This is a genomic window from Microcoleus vaginatus HSN003, assembly GCF_022701255.1.
GTDB classification, from domain to species: domain Bacteria; phylum Cyanobacteriota; class Cyanobacteriia; order Cyanobacteriales; family Microcoleaceae; genus Microcoleus; species Microcoleus vaginatus_B.
The window spans coordinates 514349-538033 of record NZ_CP031705.1 but is presented as its reverse complement, the minus strand read 5'-3'; the positions used below and the strand labels follow the sequence as shown (position 1 = coordinate 538033).

At 47.3% G+C, this 23685-nt stretch carries 17 protein-coding genes; 8 read left to right on the top strand and 9 right to left on the bottom strand.

Annotated elements, in window-relative coordinates:
- The first annotated feature begins 4 nt into the window (after positions 1 to 4).
- Positions 5 to 679 (top strand): phycobilisome degradation protein NblB, encoded by a 675-nt coding sequence (gene nblB, locus D0A37_RS02270; protein ID WP_242720565.1) that lies wholly within the window; start codon positions 5 to 7, stop codon positions 677 to 679.
- 515 nt (positions 680 to 1194) lie between these two features.
- Positions 1195 to 2496, top strand: coding sequence for a CAP domain-containing protein (locus D0A37_RS02265; protein ID WP_242720563.1), 1302 nt, complete (start codon positions 1195 to 1197; stop codon positions 2494 to 2496).
- A 135-nt stretch (positions 2497 to 2631) separates the two neighbouring features.
- On the opposite strand, the gene murQ is transcribed toward D0A37_RS02265, so the two are convergent.
- A complete protein-coding gene (murQ, locus tag D0A37_RS02260) occupies positions 2632 to 3546 on the bottom strand; it encodes an N-acetylmuramic acid 6-phosphate etherase (RefSeq protein WP_242720561.1) in 915 nt (304 codons plus the stop codon).
- A gap of 218 nt (positions 3547 to 3764) precedes the next feature.
- On the bottom strand, positions 3765 to 4139 hold the full coding sequence (locus tag D0A37_RS02255) for a DUF3110 domain-containing protein (RefSeq protein ID WP_242720559.1): 375 nt from the start codon (positions 4137 to 4139) through the stop codon (positions 3765 to 3767).
- 393 nt (positions 4140 to 4532) lie between these two features.
- On the opposite strand from D0A37_RS02255, the gene D0A37_RS02250 reads away from it, so the two are divergent.
- From D0A37_RS02250 to D0A37_RS02240, 3 genes are all read left to right on the top strand, one after another.
- Positions 4533 to 11177: a translocation/assembly module TamB domain-containing protein gene (locus D0A37_RS02250; RefSeq protein WP_242720557.1), complete on the top strand. Its 6645-nt coding sequence runs from the start codon at positions 4533 to 4535 to the stop codon at positions 11175 to 11177.
- A 342-nt stretch (positions 11178 to 11519) separates the two neighbouring features.
- Positions 11520 to 11885: a hypothetical protein gene (locus D0A37_RS02245; RefSeq protein ID WP_242720555.1), complete on the top strand. Its 366-nt coding sequence runs from the start codon at positions 11520 to 11522 to the stop codon at positions 11883 to 11885.
- A gap of 141 nt (positions 11886 to 12026) precedes the next feature.
- A complete protein-coding gene (locus D0A37_RS02240; RefSeq protein WP_242720554.1) occupies positions 12027 to 13001 on the top strand; it encodes an Rpn family recombination-promoting nuclease/putative transposase in 975 nt (324 codons plus the stop codon).
- Positions 13002 to 13069: 68 nt separating this feature from the next.
- Here the strand turns inward: D0A37_RS02240 and D0A37_RS02235 are convergent, their stop codons facing one another.
- From D0A37_RS02235 to D0A37_RS02210, 6 genes are all read right to left on the bottom strand, one after another.
- A complete protein-coding gene (locus D0A37_RS02235) occupies positions 13070 to 13573 on the bottom strand; it encodes a DUF2243 domain-containing protein (RefSeq protein ID WP_242720552.1) in 504 nt (167 codons plus the stop codon).
- 18 nt (positions 13574 to 13591) lie between these two features.
- On the bottom strand, positions 13592 to 13801 hold the full coding sequence (locus D0A37_RS02230) for a hypothetical protein (protein WP_242720550.1): 210 nt from the start codon (positions 13799 to 13801) through the stop codon (positions 13592 to 13594).
- A gap of 23 nt (positions 13802 to 13824) precedes the next feature.
- Entirely contained in the window at positions 13825 to 14307 is a 483-nt protein-coding gene (locus tag D0A37_RS29280) for a type II toxin-antitoxin system HicB family antitoxin (protein ID WP_445242469.1), read from the bottom strand.
- Positions 14307 to 14717, bottom strand: a complete 411-nt coding sequence (locus D0A37_RS02220; protein ID WP_242720549.1) for a hypothetical protein — start codon at positions 14715 to 14717, stop codon at positions 14307 to 14309. The genes D0A37_RS29280 and D0A37_RS02220 overlap by 1 nt, the downstream gene beginning before the upstream one ends.
- Positions 14718 to 14811: 94 nt before the next feature.
- The gene (locus D0A37_RS02215) at positions 14812 to 16326 is read right to left on the bottom strand and encodes a GUN4 domain-containing protein (protein WP_242720548.1); all 1515 of its coding nucleotides are present in this window, start codon (positions 16324 to 16326) and stop codon (positions 14812 to 14814) included.
- Between the two features lie 6 nt (positions 16327 to 16332).
- The gene (locus tag D0A37_RS02210) at positions 16333 to 16743 is read right to left on the bottom strand and encodes a Pepco domain-containing protein (protein ID WP_242720547.1); all 411 of its coding nucleotides are present in this window, start codon (positions 16741 to 16743) and stop codon (positions 16333 to 16335) included.
- A 337-nt stretch (positions 16744 to 17080) separates the two neighbouring features.
- Here D0A37_RS02210 and ispG point away from each other — a divergent pair, with 337 nt between their 5' ends.
- Positions 17081 to 18301 carry a (E)-4-hydroxy-3-methylbut-2-enyl-diphosphate synthase gene (gene ispG / locus D0A37_RS02205; protein ID WP_242720546.1) on the top strand — a complete coding sequence of 407 codons (1221 nt, stop codon included), beginning with the start codon at positions 17081 to 17083 and terminating at the stop codon, positions 18299 to 18301.
- A gap of 290 nt (positions 18302 to 18591) precedes the next feature.
- Positions 18592 to 19947 carry a carboxyl-terminal processing protease CtpC gene (ctpC, locus tag D0A37_RS02200; protein WP_242720545.1) on the top strand — a complete coding sequence of 452 codons (1356 nt, stop codon included), beginning with the start codon at positions 18592 to 18594 and terminating at the stop codon, positions 19945 to 19947.
- A 317-nt stretch (positions 19948 to 20264) separates the two neighbouring features.
- On the opposite strand, the gene D0A37_RS02195 is transcribed toward ctpC, so the two are convergent.
- Positions 20265 to 20450: a DDE transposase family protein gene (locus D0A37_RS02195; protein ID WP_242720543.1), complete on the bottom strand. Its 186-nt coding sequence runs from the start codon at positions 20448 to 20450 to the stop codon at positions 20265 to 20267.
- A gap of 395 nt (positions 20451 to 20845) precedes the next feature.
- Here D0A37_RS02195 and D0A37_RS02190 point away from each other — a divergent pair, with 395 nt between their 5' ends.
- Positions 20846 to 23497, top strand: coding sequence for a heavy metal translocating P-type ATPase (locus D0A37_RS02190; protein WP_242720541.1), 2652 nt, complete (start codon positions 20846 to 20848; stop codon positions 23495 to 23497).
- Positions 23498 to 23685: the final 188 nt, after the last annotated feature.

Below are 23685 nucleotides of genomic sequence, written 5' to 3'. Positions count from 1 at the left end.
TCGAATGAGCATTACCCCTGAGTCTGTCGAACAATTGCTGAATTCCGAGGATTTTGGCGAAAGACTGCGAGCAGTCAACCAACTGCGGCAACTAGAACCCGCGATCGCCTATAAACTGATTCAAATTGCGATCGGCGATAAAAATGTCCGCGTTCGCTACGCAGCAGTCAGCCAGATATCAACCCTCGGCACGCAGAATCTGCCGAACGCTTTAGAGGTACTGCTCCACAGCCTGAACAACGACCCCGAACCCGACGTGCAAGCAGCAGCAGCCGATGCTTTGGGCGCATTGAAATTAACCGATGCTTTAGAAGATTTGCAGCAACTTTATAGCAGTACCTCTGAATGGCTGGTGCAAATGAGCATCGTTGCTGCTTTGGGAGAAATGGGAGATCCGAAAGCCTTTCCCATGTTAGAAAATGCCCTGACTTCTGAAAACGAATTGATCCAAACCATTGCGATCAGCGCATTAGGTGAATTGGGAGATAAACGGGCGCTGCCGCTGCTGCTTCCCTACGCTTCCAATCCAGATTGGCAAATCCGTTACAGAGTAGCTCAAGCTCTGGGGCGGTTGGGCGGTAAAGAAGCAGAGGCGACTTTGGAAATTCTCGCCAAAGATGAGGTTGAACAAGTTGCTCAGGAGGCTAAAGCCGGACGAGAAAATAGTTTGAAATCTTGAGATTGCTTTGGCGATCGCGAACAACCCTGCGCGGTTGTAAATTTTGAATTCATTTAGAATTTTTTGTGCGGATTCTAGTAACAACTCTGTTCGCGATCGCACACAGAATTCAGAAACCCGGTTTCTTCCTATATTTCTTGTTCCTGTCTGCAAAACTTGTAGAAACCGGGTTTCTAGCCAGCCAGCCAGCGGGCTGGTTGCGTAGCACAAACCTTACTAATTACGAAAAATCTAAAATCTAAAATCTAAAATCTAAAATTGTATTGATGCCACGGGCGATCGCAAATTCCTTTGAAACTCTCCTTAAATTCGAGCGTACTCTTCCCTTTCCCAACCAGAGCCGGGATCTTGACATCCGCACTTTGAGAACAGCTATAATCAAAATAGATAAAGCAGCGGCAGGAATTAACACAATTATTGAATTGTGCCCAGCCCGCTAGCGATCGGGGAAACTATCGTTAAGACGGTAAGCAATCTACCAGCAAAACCAAGTCTTAAAACTGTTGATCATCCCCATGCTTGAACAACTAGAAAATTCCGGTTCTCAGTCCTTGGACACTTTAACAGGAGAGCGATCGGCCTCTCAAGTAGCACCAAGCCCAACCAATCAAAACTTTATTTATAGAGTTTTAGAACTTACCAACCTCGAACGCAGCAAATTGAGTTTGTCCCCGCTAACCTTCAATACTCAGTTACTAAATGCGGCGGAAAATCACACCCAAAACATGGCACTGCAAGACTTCTTTTCCCATACCGGAAAAGATGGTTCGTCATTAGGAAGCCGGATTAGTGCAACGGGCTATCAATTCTCGGCGGCAGCAGAAAACATCGCTGCGGGCTCTTCTACACCCGAACAAGTTGTATCATCATGGATGAACAGCAGCGGCCACCGGACTAACATTCTTAACCCGAATCTCAAAGAAATTGGCATCGGTTACTATTTCTTAGCCGACGATACGGGCACAGAAAATTGGAATCACTATTGGACGCAAGTTTTTGCGACTTCTCTTGACGGTAGTGTCAATCCCGCACCGACACCAACACCGACACCAACACCCACACCAACTACTCCCACACCAACTCCCAACACATTGGTATCGATTACTTCGCCAATACCCAATGCTACAGGGGAGGGGAACCCGACGACAGCACCCAAAAATACAGCCAGCGGCGGCAATTATTTCCTCTCAGATAGTGCCGATAGTCAAATACCGACAAATGCTGCGGGATTGCCAATTTTTGCCCTTTCCGGCAAAGACAATATCACGGGGGGAGAAGGTGCTGATAGCATTAATGGAATGCAAGGTGCGGATACAATTAATGGCGCAGGCGGCAATGACAGCTTATCCGGCGGCAAAGAGTCGGATTCTATTGAGGGCGGTGTTGGCAATGATTTTATCAGCGGCAATAACGATAACGATCGACTAATCGGATCTGACGGTAACAATACTATTCGCGGCGGCAAAGAAGATGATGTCTTGATTGGCGATAACGGAGCCGATTTGTTGGCGGGCGATCGCGGGCAAGATATGCTGACCGGCGGTGCTGGAAATGATACGTTTATCTTAGCAGGAGGTTTGTCTGCGGCGGCTACTTTAATAAGTGCAGATGTAATCGTCGATTTTGGGGCTGGGGATAAAATTGGTTTGACTGACGGTATCGGATTTGCAAACTTGACTTTTGAATCTGTGAGTTTGCAATTGGATGGAGGTGCAAGCATCGATTCTACGGCGATTAAGTCGGGCAACAGTTATTTGGGAATCGGGCAGGGGGTGAATCAAAGTCAACTTACATCTTCTGTTTTTGTAACTGGGTAATTGAGAATTGAGAATTACTCTCTCTTCCTTTTTGCCTCTTTCTTCTATCCCCGAAATCACTTGAACCTAATTAGGTAGGGTGCTTAGAGGCGCACCTTACTAATTAGGAAAAATCTCAAATCTCAAATCTCAAATTTACAATTTTATTGATGCCACAGCCGATCGCAAATTGCCTTGAAACTCGCCCAAAATTCGATCGCACTCTTCCTGTTCCAAATTAGTCCAGTGCATCATCAAAGCTAATTTAACAGACTTGCCGCTTTTTTCCAGCAAAAAACCCGCCTCCTCCCGGTTTAAATCAGTCAAATCCTGCAACATCCGCACAGCCCGATCGCGCAATTTCTTATTAGTCACCGCCACATCAACCATTCGATTGCCGTAAACCTTCCCCAGCTTCACCATTACCCCAGTCGAAATGATATTTAAAGCCATTTTTGTGACTGTACCCGCTTTCAAGCGCGTCGAACCCGCCACTACCTCCGGGCCAACCAACAACCGAATATCAACATCAGCCTCAAAATTCACTTGTTCGACGGGTACGCAGGCCATAAACACAGTCTTCGCCCCCCGCTGGCGCGCCGCCTGCAAAGCGCCCGCGACAAACGGCGTCGTACCTCCGGCCGTAATCCCGACAACCACATCTAAGTTGGTAATTTGACGGTGGGCGATCGCCTCGACTCCATCCTCAGCCCGATCCTCCAAATCCTCCGAACTCCGCACCAAAGCCCCCGCACCCCCGGCAATTATGCCCTGTACGAGTTCTGGCGGCGTGCAGAAGGTGGGGGGACACTCGGCCGCATCCAGCACCCCCAAACGCCCGGAAGTACCCGCACCGACGTAAAACAGGCGACCTCCTTGACGCAGAGACTCGGCTGCAATGTCGATCGCTTGGGCTAACTGTTCGCGGGCATCGGCGATCGCGCTTAAGGTTTGGGCGTCTTCGCGGTTGAACAAGTCCACTAATTCGATCGAACTGAGTTGGTCTAAATTCTCGCTGTTGGTATTCACCTGTTCAGTCAGCAGATGGCCCCGTTCTTCCAAATTCTTCATTTTTTCTCAGTTGTTAATTGTCAGTTGTCGGCTAGCAACCGAAGTTAAGAGACATAAAGAGTCCCCGGTTCAGCCTGGAAGTCTGTATCTAGAAATTGAGCCTAGGATCGATCGTGCTGGAAGATATCAAATTTATCCTTCTTCCCTCTTCCTTCTTCACGTCGATCCTCAATATCCATCCCTTAAATCCCGTACACTACTCGTTGCCGAACTTCCTATTACAAAAGTCCTTCGAGTCGGCGGCGAATAGAATCCAGTTCGTTTTGGGAAACCTCAGAATCAGGCTCCGGCTCGGACTCGGACTCCGGCTGCCACTGAGTCTGTGTTACATTGTCTTCTGGGGGAATAGCCAGCGCGCCCGCGGGCACAAGTTCCCAATCATAATCAACACTGTCGCAGAACTCCTTAATTTCCTCCTCGTCGATCGCCTCAACCGTGGGCTCTGGGAAATCCTGAGCTTCCAACATCACGCCAAAACGGGTGGCGTCGTCTTCTGACTCAAACATCAGAACTTTGTTGCGATCGCCGAGTTGAATGGTATGAATTCCCTCATTCTCGGTGCGGGCATTGAAGAGTAAGACGAACACTCGCATAAGTTTTAAAGACCTTCTTAACCACCGTTTTTTTATCTTAGAAGCGATCGGGCAACCAATCTGTCGATTTTAGATTTTAGATTTTAGATTTTAGATTTTAGATTGACCACCAATCCTGCACTGCGGGGGGAATCTAGAGGATTTGAGGAAGTTGGAGGACTTGGTTTTAGGTGGTGTTGCGTGTTTTGATTAAGTTCGGTAAAGGTTTCTGGAGTCTACCCTGAAGTAGGGGCGTGCCTTTTCCGTGCCTTCGATCCTGGGATCGGCACTTCCTACCTCACTTTTGAGTCTACCAAACGCAGAAGCCACCCTGGCGAATCACAGAGATTATACCTGTCTCAAATCGGCTGATTCCCTATAATTTCTGAATTCTCTGATTTCTGAGAAACACCCATGACTAACTCGGACGATAACAAAAATCAACTCGCACCCCGTCCCCACCGCCGCTGGTGGCGTCTGCTGCTGCTTAGCGGTACGGGGTTGGGCATTATCGCCTTGGTTGGGGCGGCGCTAGGATACCAGTGGGTGCGGGAAAAGTTAGCTCCCTTGGTGGAAACTGAAGTCAGTCAGTTGCTGAAGCGGCCTGTGCAACTTGGACGTTTGGAGGGATTTTCTCTGACAAGTTTGCGGTTTGGTCGATCGACTTTACCTGCAACTCCTACCGATCCGGATTACGTTTCTACAGAAGCAGTTAAAGTGCAGTTTTCGGTTTTGCAACTGCTCTTCACCCGCACTCTCAAATTAGATATTACTTTAGTTCAAGCCAACGCTTATATCGAACAGGATGCTACAGGCCGCTGGGTTAATCTTCCAAGTGCGGAGGAGAAATCTCCGGGTTTATTTAAAACTGAAGTTGAAGCATTTCGAGCTGAAAATTCCGTCGCCCTTTTGGTACCGAGTCCCGCAGTAGGACAGAAAACTTCGGCTCCGATTTCTCTAAGCGTGAGAAATGGCAGTGTTCTTTTTCGCGACCAAAATCAGCGCGTTCTCTACGAAGTAAACGGTCAGTTTACTAACAACGATAATTTTATAGTAAAAGCGGATTCTCTCTTACCTGCGGATCAAACTAACGTGCAGTTGCAAGGTCAAAATTTGCCTTTGCCCGACCTCGCTCGCTTGCTGAAACTTCCCGGCATTTATTTACAAAAAGGTCTGGCTAATGGCAATTTAACGGTGCAATTGCGAGACAATAAAGTATCGGGAATTACCGGAGCGGCTAGTTTTGGAGGATTGCAAGCGAGTATTGCTCCGCTGAAACAAATTATACAAAATAGCAGCGGTCAGTTGCGGTTTCAGGGAACTAATGTGATTGTCGATAGTCTGGCGGCTAATTACGGTCTAATTCCGCTGAGAATAGCAGGAACAGTTGCAACTGGAACTAATTTTAATTTGGAGAATGCTAGCTTCAATCTGGCAACTAGCGTGCAACCAGTGGCTTTTGCAAGTGTTGTCAGTGCGGTGGAAACAGAGTTAGGGCAGAAAGTAGTATTACCCGTGGCTGTGGCGGGGGAAGTGAAGGCGGATGCCAAGCTGACTGGAACATTTGCAATGCCGGTGCTGACAGGTACGATCGCCTCGACAAAACCCGCTATAGTCGATCGACTGCAATTAAACAATATTAGCACTAATTTCAAATTGGAACGGGGGAGAATGGCTCAAACCCCAACTCCCAATGCTCAATCTTCTATTCCCCCGTTTTCCTCTTTAGCTTTGACTTTGAGCGATATTTTGGTAGTGCCTGCGGCGGGTGGTAAAATTAGCGGCCAAGGTGAAGTTGAGATTGCTTTACAAAGTAAGAATTCGCCATCGGGTTTAGTGTTTGACTTCCAAGTTGAAAATGTACCCGGAGACGCGATCGCCCAAATTTACGCTCTCCCAATTCCTGCTAGTGTTAATATTGGCACTGTGTCCGCAAAAGCTCAAATTTTCGGCCCGTTAGACAACATTCAAGCGAGAGTTCAATGGCAAGCACCGCAAGCAACTTTCCCAGCAGCGGGTGAAATTCGAGCCGGAGGCAATTCGGCCGATTTACAAAATACGGTTGTGAAAATTGGCGACGCTTCTGTTAACGTGGATGCGGCGCTACAAGACGGTGAGTGGCAAGCTTTGATCGAGGGCGATCGCGTGGATCTCAACAGTTTGCAGCAAGTCCTGCCAGACCTTAATTTGCCTCCTGAACTAGCAGGTTTGTTCAGCGGAACCGCCGAAGCTACGGGAACTCTGGACGATTTGAGTTTAAATGCGATCGCTGCGACGGGCAAAGGAACGCTGACTATTGCTGACAGTATTGTTGATGTTAATGGCGAACTAGAATCGGGTAACTGGCAAGTTATTGGCAACACTGAAAAAGTAGCTGTCAATCAATTGATTGATATTGGCTTGCCGTTTTTAACACGGGAAACGACCGCCAATCGGGAGAATCTAGAATCTAAAATCCAAAATCTAAAATCGCTCGGCGGGCAGCTAGCAGGTGAATTTCAAGTTACGGGAGATGTTAACAATTTGACGGCGGGCGGAATCAATGTTAGTGGCAACGGTAGGCTCAATTTTGCCGACAGCAATGTCAATTTAAACGGAGAATTGGTAGCGGGAAACTGGCAAGCAACAGCAGAAACCGATCGCACTTCCCTCAGCCGCTTAGTAGATTTGACACTGCCGATTTTAGATGTGGCTTCAGCATTCAATACCGAAAATCAGGAATCTGCCAATCTCAACAATCTAAAATCCAAAATCCAAAATCTAAAATCAATCGACGGACTGCTATCGAGTCAAATTACAGCATCGGGAAGTCTTGACAATTTGACGGCTAGCAGCATCAATGCCAGCGGCAGCGGCAGACTCAATCTTGCCGGCAGCAATGTTAATTTAAAAGGAGAATTGGTAGCCGGAAACTGGCAGGGAACGGCAGAAACAGATCGCACTTCCATCAAACGCTTAGGAGATTTAGGATTGCCCCTGTTAGATGTTGGCTTAGCTTTCGCTGCTGACAATCCCCAAACAGTCGCCAATATCAACAATATAAAATCCAAAATCCAAAATCTCCAATCGCTTGACGGACAAATATCCAATCAAATTCAAGCCAGCGGCAGTCTTGATAATTCAACCGCCGCTGACATAGGCGTCAGCAGCAGCGGCAAACTCAATATAGGGGACGGTACTCTTGCTTTTAGAAGTAAATTAGAAGGCAGACGCTGGCAAGCTTTCGCCGATGCCGATCGAGTTATTCTCAGTCGTTTAGAACAAACTGTTCGCAATCTCCAACTGTTTCCGCTGACGGCAACTTTGCCTAAAGGATTTGACGGCCGAGTTAACGGCGAATTCCAAGCAGCGGGAAGTTTGGATAACTTGACAGCGAAGGGAATTAATGCTAGCGGAGAAGGAGTGATTGTGGTCGATCGACTCGGGGCGATCGAGACTACGGCAAAATTAGAAAACGGCAACTTGCAAGCATTGCTGGAAACGGACGGAATTGCCGTCCGTAATTTAGAACAAACCCTCAAACAAACAGGTTTGCTGACCGCGGATTTACCGCCAGAAATTAACGGAACCCTCGACGGCCAAGTCAGCATTTTGGGAACAGTAGATAATCTAACCGCCAACAACATCACCGCCAACGGCGACGGACAACTTAGACTCGCCAACGGCGGAGGAATTGTCAATGCTAAAGGCAGCGCCGCATCGGGGAATTGGCGCGCGTCAATCGAGGGCGAGCAAATTGCTCTAAGTCGCTTCCAGCAAGCCTTTGAGTCGCAGGGACAAAGCTTGCAAACCGGAGGTGTAGTCTCCAGTACCCAAAATCTCCCCCAGCTTGGAGGACTGTTTAACGGCAATATCAATTTATCCGGCGCGATTGCCGGTTCCCCACAAACAGTTCGCGCCGGCGGCAGTTTCCGCATCTCGGAATTGCCGTTTTTGAAACAACCTTTTGAGGCAGTATTTAATTGGGACGGCAAACGGGTGGAAATTGAGAACGCCACAACTCCCGGTTTGACAGCAAACGGCTTTGTTAACGTCGAACTCGAAGGTCAAGGAGGGCCCTCAATTTCCAACTTAGATTTGGATCTCAAACTCGCCAACTTTAACCTGGAAGCCTTACCAGCAGAACAACTAGGATTTTTGTCTACAATTGCCGATAAAAATTCCTCCCAGCAAAACCCACCCCTGCGCGGCAATGTCGATTTTACCGGCAGCCTCACCGGAACCCTCGCCGCCCCCAGCTTAGTTGGCGACGTGGAAGTGCGGGATTTAGCAGTAAATCAAGTCGCTTTTGATCCGGTACTGGCGGGGAGTGTGAATGCGGAGGCTGGGAAAAGTGTAGATTTGCGTTTGGCCGGCGCCAGCGACAAAATCGAAGTAGCTTTAAATGAATCTTTTCTGCCGACATCTTTCTTAATTCAACGCGGGGAATCCGTGGCTAGGGGCCAAACCGAGGGAGAAACTTTGCAAGTTAATTTAAGCGATTTTCCCCTGGCTGCTTTGAATCTATCACCCGGTAAAGATGCTGGTTTGGGGCCGATAACTGGTACGGTTTCGGGACAAGTGAACGTGCCCGGTTGGAAGATGCCGTTAAATCCGGCGACTTTGGAAGCAAGTGGACAAATTGCGATCGCCCAACCGGCGATCGGCTACATTAAAGGTGACAGTTTCCAAGCCGAATTTAGCTACGCTAACGGCAGCGCCACTCTCACCAATGGCATATTCCGCCAAGGCAGCGGTCAATACTTAATTTCCGGTAATGTTCAAACAGGCGCAAACCCGCAATTTGCCGGGAAAGTTAGCGTCCAGCAAGGCAATTTGCAGCAGGTTTTAGCCGCTTTGCAATATTTCAATTTAGGCGACTTAGCTAGAGGCCTAAAACCTCCCGTTTACGCTAGCGCCGCCGACGTGCAAACTGTAGCAGTCGGAGAACCAGAAGCCCCGCTAATCGAACAGTTGCGCCGTTTGGCAGAAATTGAAATACTTTTGCAGCAGCAGCAGCAAGCAGTGGAAACATCAGAAAAATTGCCTCCCTTATCCCAATTGCAAGGCACTTTTGGCGCGGAAATTGCTGTCGCCGGTTCTTTGGAAACGGGTGTGGAAGCTGAATTTAACGTGAAAGGTGATAACTGGCAGTGGGGAGAATATGTCGCCGAACAGTTCAGCCTTGAAGGCAGTTTTCAGGACGGGATTTTAACTGTTTTGCCTTTGGAAATTCGATCGGGAGAAAGTGCGATTAGCTTTTCGGGACAACTCGGGCAAAAAGCTCAATCCGGGCAGTTGCGGGTAAAAAATGTGCCCGTGGAAGAGTTGGCAGAACTGGTGGAATTGCCTTTTGTGGATGTCACAGGAGATTTGAATTTGCGGGCGAATTTGGCCGGCAGTTTGGAAAACCCGCAAGCCACCGGAGAATTGAGTTTGGTTGACGGTACGCTAAACGGAGAACCCATTAAACAAGCTGACGGCAGTTTCAGTTACAGCAATGCCCGCCTGAATTTTGGCGGCAGCGCTTTGGTAACTCAAACCGAACCGATTGAAGTGCAGGGAAGTTTGCCTTTTGAGTTGCCGTTTGCAGCCGTGAAAGCTGACAGCGATCAAATTGATTTGAGGGCGAATTTGCAAAATGAAGGTTTGGCAATTATTAATGTATTGACTCCGGAAGTTGCGTGGGTCAGTGGTCAGGGACAGGTGCAAATTCGCGTGGGAGGAACGCTGCAAGACCCTGTAGCGCAAGGAATTGCGAATTTTGAAAATGCAACTGTCCGGGCGAACGCCTTCCCAGAACCGCTGACAGGGCTGACTGGGACGGTGCGCTTTGAGGGCGATCGTATTCGGGTAGAGGGAATTCGGGGACAGTTGAGTCAGGGACAAGTTGTGGCCCAGGGCGTGATTCCGCTGTCTGTGCCTTTTGCTGAGGCCGATGTCGATGTGGCTAATCCTTTGACTGTGAATCTCGACAAGTTGGCAGTGAACCTCAGAGGATTGTACCGCGGCGGCGTGGTCGGTCAAGTCCAGGCAAGGGGCACGGCTAGGCGCCCGCAGTTGAGCGGTAATATTGAACTGTACAATGGCGAAGTATTTCTCCGGAGTCCCGGCGGCGGCACAACTGAGTTAGCTTCTTCCTCTTCTGCTTCTGATTCTCCTTCGACATCTTCCCCTTCCCCTGCGACTGAGGTTTCTGCTTCTGGTGCGACTCCGACTTCCCCTTCCTTTGAAGTTGGATTGAACGATTTGCGGCTGAATTTGGGCCGGGGAATTCGGGTAACGAGTGCGCCGATATTAAGTTTTCAGGCGACTGGGGGTTTGACGGTGAATGGAACTTTAGATGACCTTCGCCCGGAGGGTACGATTCGGTTGACTTCGGGGTCGGTGAATTTGTTTACAACGCAGTTTAGACTCGATCGAGGATACCCGCAGACTGCTACCTTTGTACCAACACAAGGACTCGATCCGACGCTGGATGTGAGATTAGCAACTTCGGTGCAGCAAGTAACGCGGTTCCGCACTCCCGGCACATCTGTAGCCTCTGAAATAGCAGACGAACCGACAAATTTCGGCAGCGTGCGGAGTGTGCGAGTTCAAGCGTTAGTGCAGGGAAAAGCTTCTCAGTTGGGGGAAAATCTGGAGTTGAGGAGTTCTCCGAGTCTATCTGACACAGAGATTGTAGCGCTGTTGGGTGGCAGTTTCGTGCAGACTTTGGGACAGGGAGACAGTACACTGGCGATCGCAAATTTAGCGGGTGCGGGTTTCTTGAACAACATTCAATCTGCGATTACTAACGCCACAGGATTGAGCGAATTTCGCTTATTTCCCACTCGGATTAGAGGCAACCAAGCACAAACAGCTAGTTCCAGTTCCGGTGCGGGTTCTCTCGGTTTAGGTTTAGAAGTTGGGTTTGACATCACGCGCAATATTTCGGCATCAATTATTCGAGTTTTGTCAGCCAATCAACCCACAGAATTTACTGTGCGCTATCGATTGAGCGATAAAATTTTACTCAGGGGTTCGAGTGATTTTCAAGGAGACAATCGCGTCACCGCTGAATATGAATTGAGGTTTTAGGTATCAGCCCAAAGCCAACAGTCAGCAGTCATCAGCCATTAATTATCGCGAAGACACCGGCAGCGGAGTGAAGCAATAGCATATTCTGCCCTGCCACCGTATATTCCGAGCGATATAATACCAATTAGGTAGGAAAACTGCATTGTTTTGTCCGGCGCGAGGCTCGGCGACTTTTCATAATTGGCCTCAAATTAAGGACGGTAGCAAGAGGTTTTTAAATGGGTATAACCGAACATCATAATCGCAATTCCCATTCCCCTTTACCAATGAATTTGCTATAATAGTAACAGCAGCAAATTGGTGCTGCCAACCCCGCACACAAGGTTATAGGAGTTAAGTCAAATGGCAAACAAACTCCAAGTTAATACAGAGTCGATCGGCTACAGCGACTTTTTCTGGAACCGCTTTAGTCCGAGAGTTGCGACTATCAGCAGCGTCCGCAACGCCAATCATTGGGACGGCGGATTTATCACTTATATTGCATTTCCCACAAAAGTCGAAGCTACAGCAGCAATGAAATATTTGCTATTGCATCAAAAAGCTGCTGATGTCGATATGCGGAAAGCCAAGCGAATGAAAGCAAAAGGCATTCGGTGGGAACTCAAAATTCGGGGTTTAGCTTTTAATGAAGTGCTGAAGCTGGCGACGATGGATATAACTGGAAAGCTAGTTATGTCGCCTGCAACTACTACTGAAGCCACAGGCTGATAAAAGCATTCAGATAACAGGTTGGGTTGAGACGACAAAACCCAACCCTTCCCATATTTGTCAATATCCATCTTCCTCTCTTTTCTCCTCCTCTGTGTCCTCAGCGCCCTCTGCGGTTAATAAAAAAATTCTATAAAATATATGCGTTTCATCAGTCCCAAAACAGACTTTGCATTCAAAAGAATATTCGGTTCTTCCGAACACCCAGAAATTTTAATCAGCTTCCTAAATGCAATGCTGTATAACGGAGAACCAACCATCCAAGAATTAGAAATAATTGACCCTTATTCAGCCGGAAGCGTTACAGGATTGAAAGACACTTACCTGGATGTCAAAGCCAAGATTACCGGAAACAAAACCGTGATTGTGGAAATGCAGGTACTCAACGTCGCCGCCTTTGAAAAACGGGTAGTATACAATGCAGCGAAAACCTATTCTACTCAACTCAAAGCCGGAGAAGGTTATTTAAAGTTAAATCCGGTCATTGCTTTAACCATCACCGACTTTATCTTATTTGAAAACACCGAAAAACTTATCTCTAACTTTGAATTCACAGAGACAGAAGAGAAATTCGTCTATCCCAACTGCGAGTTAAAATTAGTGTTTGTCGAGTTACCAAAATTCAAAAAAGAATTGAATGAACTCGAAACTCTGCCGGAAAAATGGATTTATTTTATGAAAAATGCGCCCTCTTTGGAAGCAGTACCAGAGACATTGGGGTCTATTGAAGAGATTAATACCGCGCTGGGAATTGCCAACCGAGCAAATTTGACACTAGACGAATTGAATGATGTAGACAAGCGAGAAATGTTTATCCAAGACCAAATCGGGTCTGTGATGAAAGGGATAGAAATTGGTCTACAACAGGGGATTGAACAGGGAATACAACAAGGAATCGAACAAGGAATCGAACAGGGAATCGAAAGGGGTAAAATTGAGGGGGAAATAGGATTAATTATGCGTCAGATTGTGCGGCGGGTGGGTGATGTTACACAGGAAGTTCAAACTCGCATCCAGGGGTTATCTGCGGAACAGTTAGATGATTTGGGAGAAGCTTTGTTGGATTTTAGGAGTAAAGAGGATTTGAGCGCGTGGTTGGAGTCGGCGGCGGGATGAACTGATGAGTTAAAAAGAGACTCAGGGATTTTTGCGGATTTGGTAGAATTCCCAATCTCTGCATTCATTTAAACTTTAGTATCTGCGGGAACTTCACTTTTTAGCAGTATCCAACCTAACAGCGCTAAACTAACTCCAAGAGCGAGAAATCCTACATCCCAAGCTAACTCGTTGATGCCGGGTTTGACGTGGTGGATTCCCAAAATTTGATGGTCAACAATGCCTTCTACAAAGTCAAACAATCCAGCACCAATTAATATTGAACCAAAAAAAGTTTGAGTTGACAAAAGAACATCTTTGCGCTTCACCGCACTCCACAAACAGAAGATTCCCCCTACTGTTACTAACCAATCCGCAGCGTGAAACAATCCATCTCCGAGGGTATTTAATTCTAAACCGGCAACAGTAGAATCGGTTTTAACGCTGCTAAACATATGGTGCCACTGGAGGAGTTGGTGCAGCACAATGCCGTCAAAAAAGCCTGCTTGACCGATACCGAGGAGAATTCCTGCGATAATTAGAGGTCGGCGGTTGTTAACAGCGGTGGTTGGTTGGTTTGTGCGATCGTCCAATGGAAAACCTCAGATTATTTAACTGCTGAGCCTGGGTCTGTGAAGGGATTTGCCAGTACATTTTTTAGTTTTGCTGGGGAGGAGGGGCGATCGCATCATCCGCGAGAGAGATTTCTGGAGTGAAGTGCGATCCTCTTCGAGGGCTTCGCTAACGCGCCTTGATTTTTGATGGATGATGGGAAAGCGCGATCGAATCTTGCCTGCAATAAATTCTCCAACACCATCCATACTAATTTATAGTTTTAATTACATTAAACCTCAACATATTTGCATAAAGTCCTGGCTTCAGGAATAGACGAACCAGATTGACGTAACTCTTCTAAATAAAAAACTATTGCTGCTTTAATTTGCTGTTCGACTTCCTCGATAGTTGTACCTGTTGCTACGCATCCGGGTAAATCTGGAACATAAGCAGAATAATTGCTTTCTGATTTCTGGATGGCAATTGCATAACGTATAATTCTGCTTTGACTATCTGCTTTTGCGTTGGCAAACAAAATAGACCCTTCTGGCGTCAATTCCCATCTGTCGCGAGGCGAATTAGTTTCTACATATCGTTTAACCAAGCCATCAGCAGCCAGTTTTTTTAAGACAACCATCATGTCAGGTTCTCGCGGTACATCTCGACGGGAAAGTGCATTCGCGAGTTCGTACCAACTCCACTTTCCTTGACCTTTAGCTACTAATTCCAGCAGCACTAATTCAAGCTGGGTTAATTGAGTTAGGTTTTTCATCAAAATTCCTCTACGCTCGGATGAAATAAAACGCCGAATCCTTCTTTTAATTTATAATCTTCAAGAGTAGCTGTGTGAGCATTGTTCCAAAGTTCATAAGCCTCATCCGGGTCAGCGGGTTGTCCTGTTGGGTAGCCAAGCTTTTTATACCTGAGATACTCGCGTAACTCGTGAGTATAAAAGCGTAAATCAACAGGCTCAGCTACAAGGGTTTGGCTGGTGATACTTCTTAACCTTTCAACCATTCTTAGCTCAGCTTCACCAACTGGATTAAATCGGCGAACATGAGCTTCAACTAAGCCAACGCCTTTATCAGTAATTTTAACATTTTGATAAGATAAGTTGAGAATCTTTCCGCCAGCTTTTGAGGGATTGAAGGGTCTGCCACTTATTACACCTTTTTCTAACATTTTATTCGAGTGGCTTTAATCTATCCATAGTTAACAAAGTTCTGACACATTTAGATGTTACACCTTGCAAGTCTCGGCGCGAGAGAAGAGACACTCACTCCAACCAACACGACCACCAACACAACTCACTACACCAAAACCACCAATACTCTAAGCTCTCTCCCGCCATTGCCCCCACAACGGCTACAGGAAGGTGTCCTGGTGCTGTATTTTTCTCTGAAAAAGTGAGATCATTGTAGTACAGCCATTTGTCGTTTTTTCGCCAGCCCACCTTATCGCCAAACCTCTCCCATATTTCCTCATCTTCTTGAGTGGTTCCCCCTAGACTTTGATAAATGCGTTTCTGCACGCTAAAGCCAAAGTTACCATTAGAATATTTTACCCAAAGTTGGTCAATCGTACGCAAGTCCTCGCAGGGGAATTCTTCAATACTTTCTGAGATACCCAGCCATCCTTTTTCCTTGCTCCCCGCCGCCTTCAAAATCACTCTCAGCGTTTCCTTATCCGCTTCTTTCCACCTTCGGGCAGCCAGTAAATCGCGCAGATTTGTATAGTCTACTCCCCGATCTGATTTGAGAGGAACATCAGCCTCACTAGGAGTAGTATTCGCTAGAGGCGTAGATTTTGGAGATAATGGAGAGTCTGATTTGTTCGCCACACTGGTACTAACAGAATTATCTTGAGAAGATGCTTCATTTCCTCTCTGTAACAGAGCAATTCTTTTAATTCCCTTAATAGCATACATATCCCCAGGAGATGCAGCTAGTACGCGAGTCCACAACTGTTCGGCCAGCTCATACTCTTTGTTGAGTTCCGCTTGATAAGCATCTCTTTGAAGAATAGCAACATCATGTACACTTGCATATTGCGGGCAAAGAATTAAGTGCGACTTCGCGATGGGCTCTGCAATAACGTAAGGTGTTTGTCGCACTTTTTCACTTTTGTGTTGCCGGATCAGTTCAGGAACTCGTGAACTCAAATAATCACCCAATCGCTCAACAGTTGCACATTTACCTTGAACGCCTAACCCCTCCAGCAGTGCTTTTGTGAAAATACCCTGCTGTAAATCTTCAATTTCATAGGACAATTCATTAGGACTGCAAGAAAAAAAGGTAATAACTCCCTTTTGTCGCGCAACTTCAGCGGCTTGATTGCCGATTCCTTCTCCCGATTTACTCCCTTGAGCACGACAAGCATCCAGAATCAAAATAACATTATCAGCACCGCAGCGGCGCAGGCGTTCTGTCACGAAATTAATCGGAATTGCCGTATGTTCAATATCTCCCGGATCGCCATCGCAAGGCATCAAATAATCATAGCCATTATGCGGCATTCCGTGACCGCTGAAGAAAAACCAAAAGTTATCTCCATACCCCATAAAAGGTTTTTCAAACATTGTTCTCAAAACTCGCTTCAGATTAATAAAAGAAGGACGAGTTGATTTACCTTTAATATCAGGCGAGTCATCGGAGAAGAAAAAAACTTTCTCAAAACGTCCGCGATGGCGAAAAAATTCCTGCATTAATTCTGCATCCCGCTTGGCATACTTCAGCGGAGTTAGGAAATCATATTTATTGATGCCAATTGATATCGCCAGATTCTTTCCCATCTCACCTTAAGACTTCCGTTTAAATCTCAACAATACAGTTCTGGTATCTGCCACTTTCGCCCCCAGACCGACTAAACTGAAAGAACCCTCGGCGTTAATCGCAACCGATAACTCAATTTCAGATAACTCGATCGCTTTCATGTCCGCTTCCGCATCCGCACGGCTGAACATTTGATCTACCGTTTGCATGAAATCAACCAGTTCTTTTTCTAATTTCTTGATACTGACATTGTGAAGTCGCAAGCTATCAACCGCTTTTGCCGCCTGCTTTTGGGTCGGCTGATTTGGCTGCGCCTCCCAAGCATCACTCCAGTCCACGCCTATATGTCCCCCATTCTTCGCACCGTCATCATCAGGTGCATCAGGAGACTCCTCCGAAGTATCGGCGGTCACAATCCAAATCGTTTCATCTGGCATAAGTGTTTAAGACTCCAAACTATCTAGATAATCTTGCTAGATGCGATCGCCCACAATAATCTTAGATTGTACCTAAAATTTATCAACTGTTAAACAAGCCCCCGGATTAATCTGTGGAATGGGCATATTGCCCGCCCGGAATGTTAAATTTTAATACTAAAAAATCGATCGCCCGATCGCCCAAACATACATAATGTGAGTTACAAGTTCGATCGTACTTCTATCAAAAATCCTAAATCCCAAAACCTCTTTGCCCAAACAGACCCTTTCTGTGCAAACCTAAAAAATAGTAGACACAATTTTATAAACTCTAATTACAGAACCCTAGCAACCAGTTATGCAAACTCTGCCGAACCCCACTAAAACCCTCACCACCGAACCAACCTTCGACACCACCATCAAACGCCGCAAAACCCGACCAGTCAAAGTCGGTAGCGTCACCATCGGCGGCGGCAACCCCGTCGTCGTACAGTCGATGATTAACGAAGACACCCTCGACATCGACGGTTCAGTCGCCGGAATTCGGCGCTTGCACGAGATTGGCTGCGAAATCGTCCGCGTCACCGTGCCCAGCATGGCCCACGCCAAAGCATTAGCCGAAATCAAGCAAAAACTGCACGCCACCTACCAACCAGTGCCCCTCGTCGCCGATGTCCACCACAACGGTATGAAAATTGCCCTGGAAGTTGCCAAACACGTAGACAAAGTGAGAATCAATCCCGGACTTTACGTGTTCGAGAAGCCGAAAGCAGACAGAACCGAATACACCGACAGCGAATTCGCGGAAATTGGCGCAAAAATCCGCGAAACCCTGGAACCTCTGGTGATTTCCCTGCGCGACCAAGGCAAAGCTTTGCGAATCGGCGTTAATCACGGTTCCCTCGCCGAAAGGATGCTTTTTACCTACGGCGACACGCCCGAAGGCATGGTGGAATCGGCCCTGGAATTCATCAAAATTTGCGAATCCCTCGACTTCCGAAATATCGTACTTTCCCTGAAAGCCTCCCGCGCACCGGTGATGGTGGCTGCTTACCGCTTGATGGTGCACCGGATGGACGAACTCGGCATGGATTACCCCCTGCATTTGGGCGTCACGGAAGCAGGAGACGGCGAATACGGCCGCATCAAATCCACCGCAGGCCTCGCACCTTTGTTAGCTGACGGTATCGGTGACACCATCCGCGTCTCGCTTACAGAGGCCCCAGAAAAGGAGATTCCCGTTTGCTACAGCATTCTGCAAGCCTTGGGACTGCGGAAAACGATGGTTGAGTATGTCGCTTGTCCTTCCTGCGGTCGCACTTTGTTTAATTTAGAGGAAGTGTTACACAAAGTGAGAGAGGCGACGAAGCATCTCACGGGTTTGGATATAGCAGTAATGGGCTGTATAGTCAATGGGCCGGGAGAAATGGCTGATGCTGATTACGGCTATGTCGGGAAGCAACCGGGTTATATTTCGCTGTACCGGGGCCGGGAAGAAATTAAGAAGGTGCCGGAAGACCGAGGGGTGGCAGAATTGATTGACTTGATTAAATCGGACGATCGCTGGGTTGATCCTTAGGCGATTCTTTCTCTGTTGTTAGAGTTCGACAGTCCGACAGTCCGACAGGGGTTGAAACCCCTGTCTCATAGCTGAAGTCGGTTTAAACCGACTGAAGAGCACCTTTGTCAGAAGCAGCAGGGCCTGTTCCACAAAGAGTGAGAGTTCTATTCAGGGTGGGCACCCTGACGGGCCCCTGAATAGAACTCGGCAAAGTGGAATAATATATGTACGTCAACTGCGACCGGGCCTTGCCTGTGTTAGATTGAGCGTAATTATTCTGAACTCTTTTCCTCCCGCGCGTCACACAAATGGTTATAACAAAACGAGGGCTTGTTCTAAGTGCAGCAGCGGTGGTACTCACTGCCGTAACTCTTGCGAACACTGGTTGCAGTTCTAAATCTCTGGCTTCTTTTAGGGGAAGCCCTAAAGAGTTGGTTGATGAAGTTTGGCAAATTATTGACAAAAGTTATGTTGATGGCACTTTTAACCAGGTTGACTGGAAAGCGGTGCGGAATGATTATTTGAACCGGACTTATACCAGCGACGACGAAGCTTACAAAGCAATTCGGGAAATGCTGAAGAAGCTGGATGATCCTTATACGCGGTTTATGGACCCTCAAGAGTTCAGAAATATGCAGGTAGAAACTTCTGGGGAACTGACAGGAGTTGGGATTCAGTTGACTCAAGATGAGGAAACCAAAAAGTTGGTGGTGATTTCGCCGATCGAAGATACCCCGGCTTTTACTGCTGGTATTCTGGCAAAAGATATCATTATTAAGATTGACGGCAAGAGTACAGAAGGCATGGATACGAATCAAGCGGTAAGTTTGATTCGCGGCCAGGTGGATACTGAGGTGACGCTGACTATTTTGCGGGACAAGAAGGAATTAGACTTTAAACTGAAACGCGCTAAAATTGAAATTCATCCTGTGCGGCAGTCGGTGCAGAAAAGTCCGATCGGAGAAGTCGGCTATATTCGCTTAAATCAGTTCAGTGCGAATGCTGCAGCAGAAATGCGATCGGCAATTAAGGAGTTGGAACAGAAAAAGGTGAAAGGCTATATTTTAGACTTGCGTTCCAATCCCGGCGGGTTGCTGTACGGAAGTATTGAAATTGCTCGGATGTGGCTCAAAGAAGGTACGATCGTCTCGACGGTCGATCGAGTAGGTGAAGCCGATAGACAAACTGCAAACATGGCAGCGCTCTCAGACAAACCATTAGTTGTACTGGTAGACGGCGGTTCAGCAAGTGCTAGCGAGATTCTATCCGGTGCTTTGCAAGACAACAAGCGCGCGGTTTTAGTGGGCACAAAGACATTTGGTAAAGGTTTAGTTCAGTCAGTACGCGGCGTGGGAAATGGTGCCGGTTTGGCAGTGACAATTGCCAAGTATTTTACTCCCAAGGGCACTGATATCAACAAGGCCGGGATTGAACCAGATTTTAAGGTAGAACTCAGCGACGCTCAAAAACAGGAATTGAGGCGCGATCGCGATAAAATTGCGACGACGGCCGATCCGCAATACGCGAAAGCTATGGAAGTTTTGACCCAGCAAGTTACTGGTAAAACAGGGAAGGATAAGGCGCAGTCGAAACCGAATGCTGCGCCACTTAAACCAAATGCAGCGCAAGCAAAACCCAGTGCAGCACCTTCTAAATCTAAGTAGAAAACCTGTGTAAGGTTTCAGTTAAAAAGAGCATTCGGGGGAAGATTTACGGCTAAAAGCCAAGATTTTAAACTCGAATGCTTCGCTATTTTTTGCAATGCGTCCGGTGCAACCGAAATTGATCTAATTCATCTGCGTTAATCTGTGTTAATCTGCCCTCATCTGCGGTTAAAAAAAGAGAATGTATTAACCGCAGATGACAATGGATTGACGCTGATTCACGCAGAGTAAGAGAAGAGAGATAGGAATAATCCCGCTGCTAATAGATTTGATATCACGTTAGCTTTCGCGATGCGGAGGAAAGTAATAGTAATTCGTCATTGGGGCTGGCATTTGCCGGCGCGAATTAATCCGATGCGGCGGGCGATGGCATCTTCAGGGGAATCGTAAGGACCCCACTTTTCAATAATAGTGGAGTTTTGTTCTTCAAGTTGCGCCAACGGCAAAATCTCGCAATTACCGGCAGGACGTTTGACAATATAAAATTTGGGTGTTTCTGTCATCGCTAAACTCGTCAAATAAAAGCTGGATACTAACTCGGCAATTCGCTCATTATATCAAGTAGGGAAACGGCAAGCCGGTGTTCCAAGTGTGTCTTAGCATTAAACTCGCAGCCAGAAAGTAGTTGAAACCCCAGGCGGACTGCGGATTTAACCGCCTGCAACTAATAAGAATTAAAAAAAACTAACACTTTTGGAAGATGCCACAATATTTATCTATTATCAAAATATAGACATTTGTCTAAACAGTGCATTAAATTCTTTCAAAAGCACCCAAATATTCTAATCAATACCAAAAAAACCATGCAATTTTTGCCCAAAACAATCCCCGAAATTCAACCAGAAATCCTACCAGTTAACGAATCACCGCCAGAACTTGTTACTTTCGATGTCGGGGGATGAAATGTGCCGGCTGCGCGAAAGCTGTGGAACGCCAACTCATGCAGTATTCAGGCGTAATTTCAGCTTGCGTTAACTTAGCCGTAGAAGTAGCGACGGTTGAGTGTCAACCGGGGGCTGTCGATGCAGAGGCTTTAGCGAAAAAGTTGACTGATAATGGATTTCCCTCTCAGTCTCGTTTAGGTGAAAATCAGCGGGAAGCAGAAGCGGCAACAATTGAACGGCGACAGCAAGAAATTCGACAGCAAATCAAGCAATTGACGATCGCCCTTATCCTAATTATTCTATCGGGTTTAGGTCACGTACTCGGCACAAAAGCCCCAATTCTCACCAATATTTGGTTCCACTGGGGACTCGCCACCCTAGCTTTGCTGCTACCGGGTCGCCCGATTATCGTTGACGGGTGCCGCAGTTTATGGCGAAATGCACCCAACATGAATACTTTAGTAGCTTTAGGCGCTGTCACAGCTTACACCGCTAGCAACGCGGCGCTGCTGTTTCCACAGATGGGATGGGAGTGCTTTTTTGACGAACCGGTGATGCTGCTGGGCTTTATTTTGTTGGGCAAAACTCTCGAACAGCAAGCCAGACGGCGCGCTGCATCAGCTTTGCAAGCTTTAATCGCATTGCAACCGGCGAAAGCCCGCTTAGTTGATTTTAAACTCCCGACTTTAGATGTGCGATCGGAAGAATTGCCTTTAACCTCGACATCAGAGGTCTACGATCCACAATACATTGAAATTCCCGCCGATCGCGTCCGAGTCGGAGAATGGCTGCAAGTTTTGCCAGGGGAAAAAATACCGGTAGACGGTGAAGTCTGCGAAGGCAAAACAACCATAGATGAGTCGATGCTGACTGGCGAATCAATGCCGGTTTTGAAGCAACCAGGAGATACAGTTGCGGCGGGAACTATCAATAAATCCGGGGCAGTTGTGATCCGGGCAACTCGCACCGGTAAGGAAACAACTGTAGCTCAAATGGTGGCTTTGGTGCAGGCCGCCCAAACTCGCAAAGCGCCGATTCAAAATTTAGCTGATACTGTGGCGGGATATTTTGTGTATGGGGTAATGGGGATATCGCTTTTAACTTTCCTATTTTGGTATTTTGCCGGCACTCATATTTGGCCTTCTGTGCTTGTAGGACAGGGGGCAATGGATATGGGACACGGGGCAATGAATATGGGAAATCAATTGCCAATTATCCATTATCAATCGCCTTTGCTGTTAAGTTTGAAATTGGCGATCGCAGTTTTAGTGATTGCTTGTCCTTGCGCTTTGGGACTGGCTACCCCAACTGCAATTTTAGTCGGTTCTGGCATCGGGGCGGAGCGCGGACTTTTAATTCGCGGTGGTGATGTTTTAGAACGGGTGCATCAATTAGATACGGTGGTTTTTGACAAGACTGGCACTCTGACAACCGGAAATCTCACACTCACAGATTATTTGCCGATTTTCCAGCATTCGGAGTGGGATTTGAACTCGGATATTAATGTTGGCAACACACAAGATGTTTGTTCCACAATTGATGGTGTTTCTGGCAACAGGCAAGATGCCTGTTCCACAATTTCTACAATTGATGGAGTTTCTGATAACAGGCAAGATGCCTGTTCCACAATTGATGGAGTTTCTGACAACAGGCAAGATGCCTGTTCCACAATTGATGGAGTTTCTGATAACAGGCAAGATGCCTGTTCCACAATTGATGGAGTTTCTGGTAACAGGCAAGATGCCTGTTCCACAATTGATGGAGTTTCTGACAACAGGCAAGATGCCTGTTCCACAATTGACTCAAAACTGCTGCAAATTGCGGCGGCGGTGGAAAGGGGCGCTTGTCATCCCATCGCCGCAGCGATTTTGCTGGAAGCTCAACAGCAAGGTTTGCCGATGCTAGCTGCTGAGGATTTCTGCACGGAACCGGGATTCGGGGTTTCTGCTTTGGTGGAGGGCCGGCGGGTGTTCGCGGGGAATGCCGAGTGGATGAAGAAGCAGGGGGTCGCTGTGGCGACGGAATTGTCGGGGTCTTGCAAAGGCAAAACGGCGGTTTACGTGGCTTCTGGGGGCGTTTTGCTGGGGGTAATCGGGCTAAAAGATACTCTGAGGGCGGATGCTAAGGAGGCGGTGGAACGTTTGCGGGGCATGGGATTGCGGGTGATGATGCTGACGGGGGATACGGCGTCAGCGGCGGCGGCGACGGCGCAGCAGCTAGGTTTGGCGGCGGCTGATGTTTTGGCCGAAGTGCGGCCGGAGGGGAAGGCGAGGGCGATCGCGACTTTGCAAGCCCAAGGCTGTAAAGTGGCTGTGGTGGGGGATGGTATCAATGACGCCCCGGCTTTGGCTCAAGCTGATGTCGGTATTGGTTTGCACTGCGGTACTGATGTCGCAGTTGAGACTGCTCAAATTGTGCTGATGCGAAATGCTTTGATGGATGTTGTTGAGTCGATCGAGCTGGGGCGCGCTACTTTTAATAAGATTCGCCAAAATTTATTTTGGGCCTTTGGTTACAATACTCTGGGAATTCCGGTAGCAGCGGGTATCTTGCTGCCTGCAACCGGAATTCTACTCAGTCCTGCGGCCGCCGGAGCATTTATGGCGTTTAGTTCTGTTAGCGTTGTTACAAATTCTTTGCTGCTGCGACGCGGATTTCGAGCTTAAATTTAGGGATTGCAGATAAAACTCGGAGGTCATCGGTCATTAGCTAGAAACTAATGACTAATGACCTCCTCCCAAGAGGGAGACAAACCCCTCACACCATGAGCCGAGAGCCAAGAAGTTTCCACGTTAGTTAGAACCCCCTGATTCATCTGTAGAGTCAAGCGAAAATCTCACACCTCAAATTGACT

Coding starts and splice junctions, on each gene's coding strand:
- nblB (WP_242720565.1), top strand. CDS start 5: ATGAGCATTACCCCTGAGTCTGTCGAACAATTGCTGAATTCCGAGGAT.
- D0A37_RS02265 (WP_242720563.1), top strand. CDS start 1,195: ATGCTTGAACAACTAGAAAATTCCGGTTCTCAGTCCTTGGACACTTTA.
- murQ (WP_242720561.1), bottom strand. CDS start 3,546: ATGAAGAATTTGGAAGAACGGGGCCATCTGCTGACTGAACAGGTGAAT.
- D0A37_RS02255 (WP_242720559.1), bottom strand. CDS start 4,139: ATGCGAGTGTTCGTCTTACTCTTCAATGCCCGCACCGAGAATGAGGGA.
- D0A37_RS02250 (WP_242720557.1), top strand. CDS start 4,533: ATGACTAACTCGGACGATAACAAAAATCAACTCGCACCCCGTCCCCAC.
- D0A37_RS02245 (WP_242720555.1), top strand. CDS start 11,520: ATGGCAAACAAACTCCAAGTTAATACAGAGTCGATCGGCTACAGCGAC.
- D0A37_RS02240 (WP_242720554.1), top strand. CDS start 12,027: ATGCGTTTCATCAGTCCCAAAACAGACTTTGCATTCAAAAGAATATTC.
- D0A37_RS02230 (WP_242720550.1), bottom strand. CDS start 13,801: ATGGATGGTGTTGGAGAATTTATTGCAGGCAAGATTCGATCGCGCTTT.
- D0A37_RS29280 (WP_445242469.1), bottom strand. CDS start 14,307: ATGAAAAACCTAACTCAATTAACCCAGCTTGAATTAGTGCTGCTGGAA.
- D0A37_RS02220 (WP_242720549.1), bottom strand. CDS start 14,717: ATGTTAGAAAAAGGTGTAATAAGTGGCAGACCCTTCAATCCCTCAAAA.
- D0A37_RS02215 (WP_242720548.1), bottom strand. CDS start 16,326: ATGGGAAAGAATCTGGCGATATCAATTGGCATCAATAAATATGATTTC.
- D0A37_RS02210 (WP_242720547.1), bottom strand. CDS start 16,743: ATGCCAGATGAAACGATTTGGATTGTGACCGCCGATACTTCGGAGGAG.
- ispG (WP_242720546.1), top strand. CDS start 17,081: ATGCAAACTCTGCCGAACCCCACTAAAACCCTCACCACCGAACCAACC.
- ctpC (WP_242720545.1), top strand. CDS start 18,592: ATGGTTATAACAAAACGAGGGCTTGTTCTAAGTGCAGCAGCGGTGGTA.
- D0A37_RS02195 (WP_242720543.1), bottom strand. CDS start 20,450: ATGACAGAAACACCCAAATTTTATATTGTCAAACGTCCTGCCGGTAAT.
- D0A37_RS02190 (WP_242720541.1), top strand. CDS start 20,846: ATGAAATGTGCCGGCTGCGCGAAAGCTGTGGAACGCCAACTCATGCAG.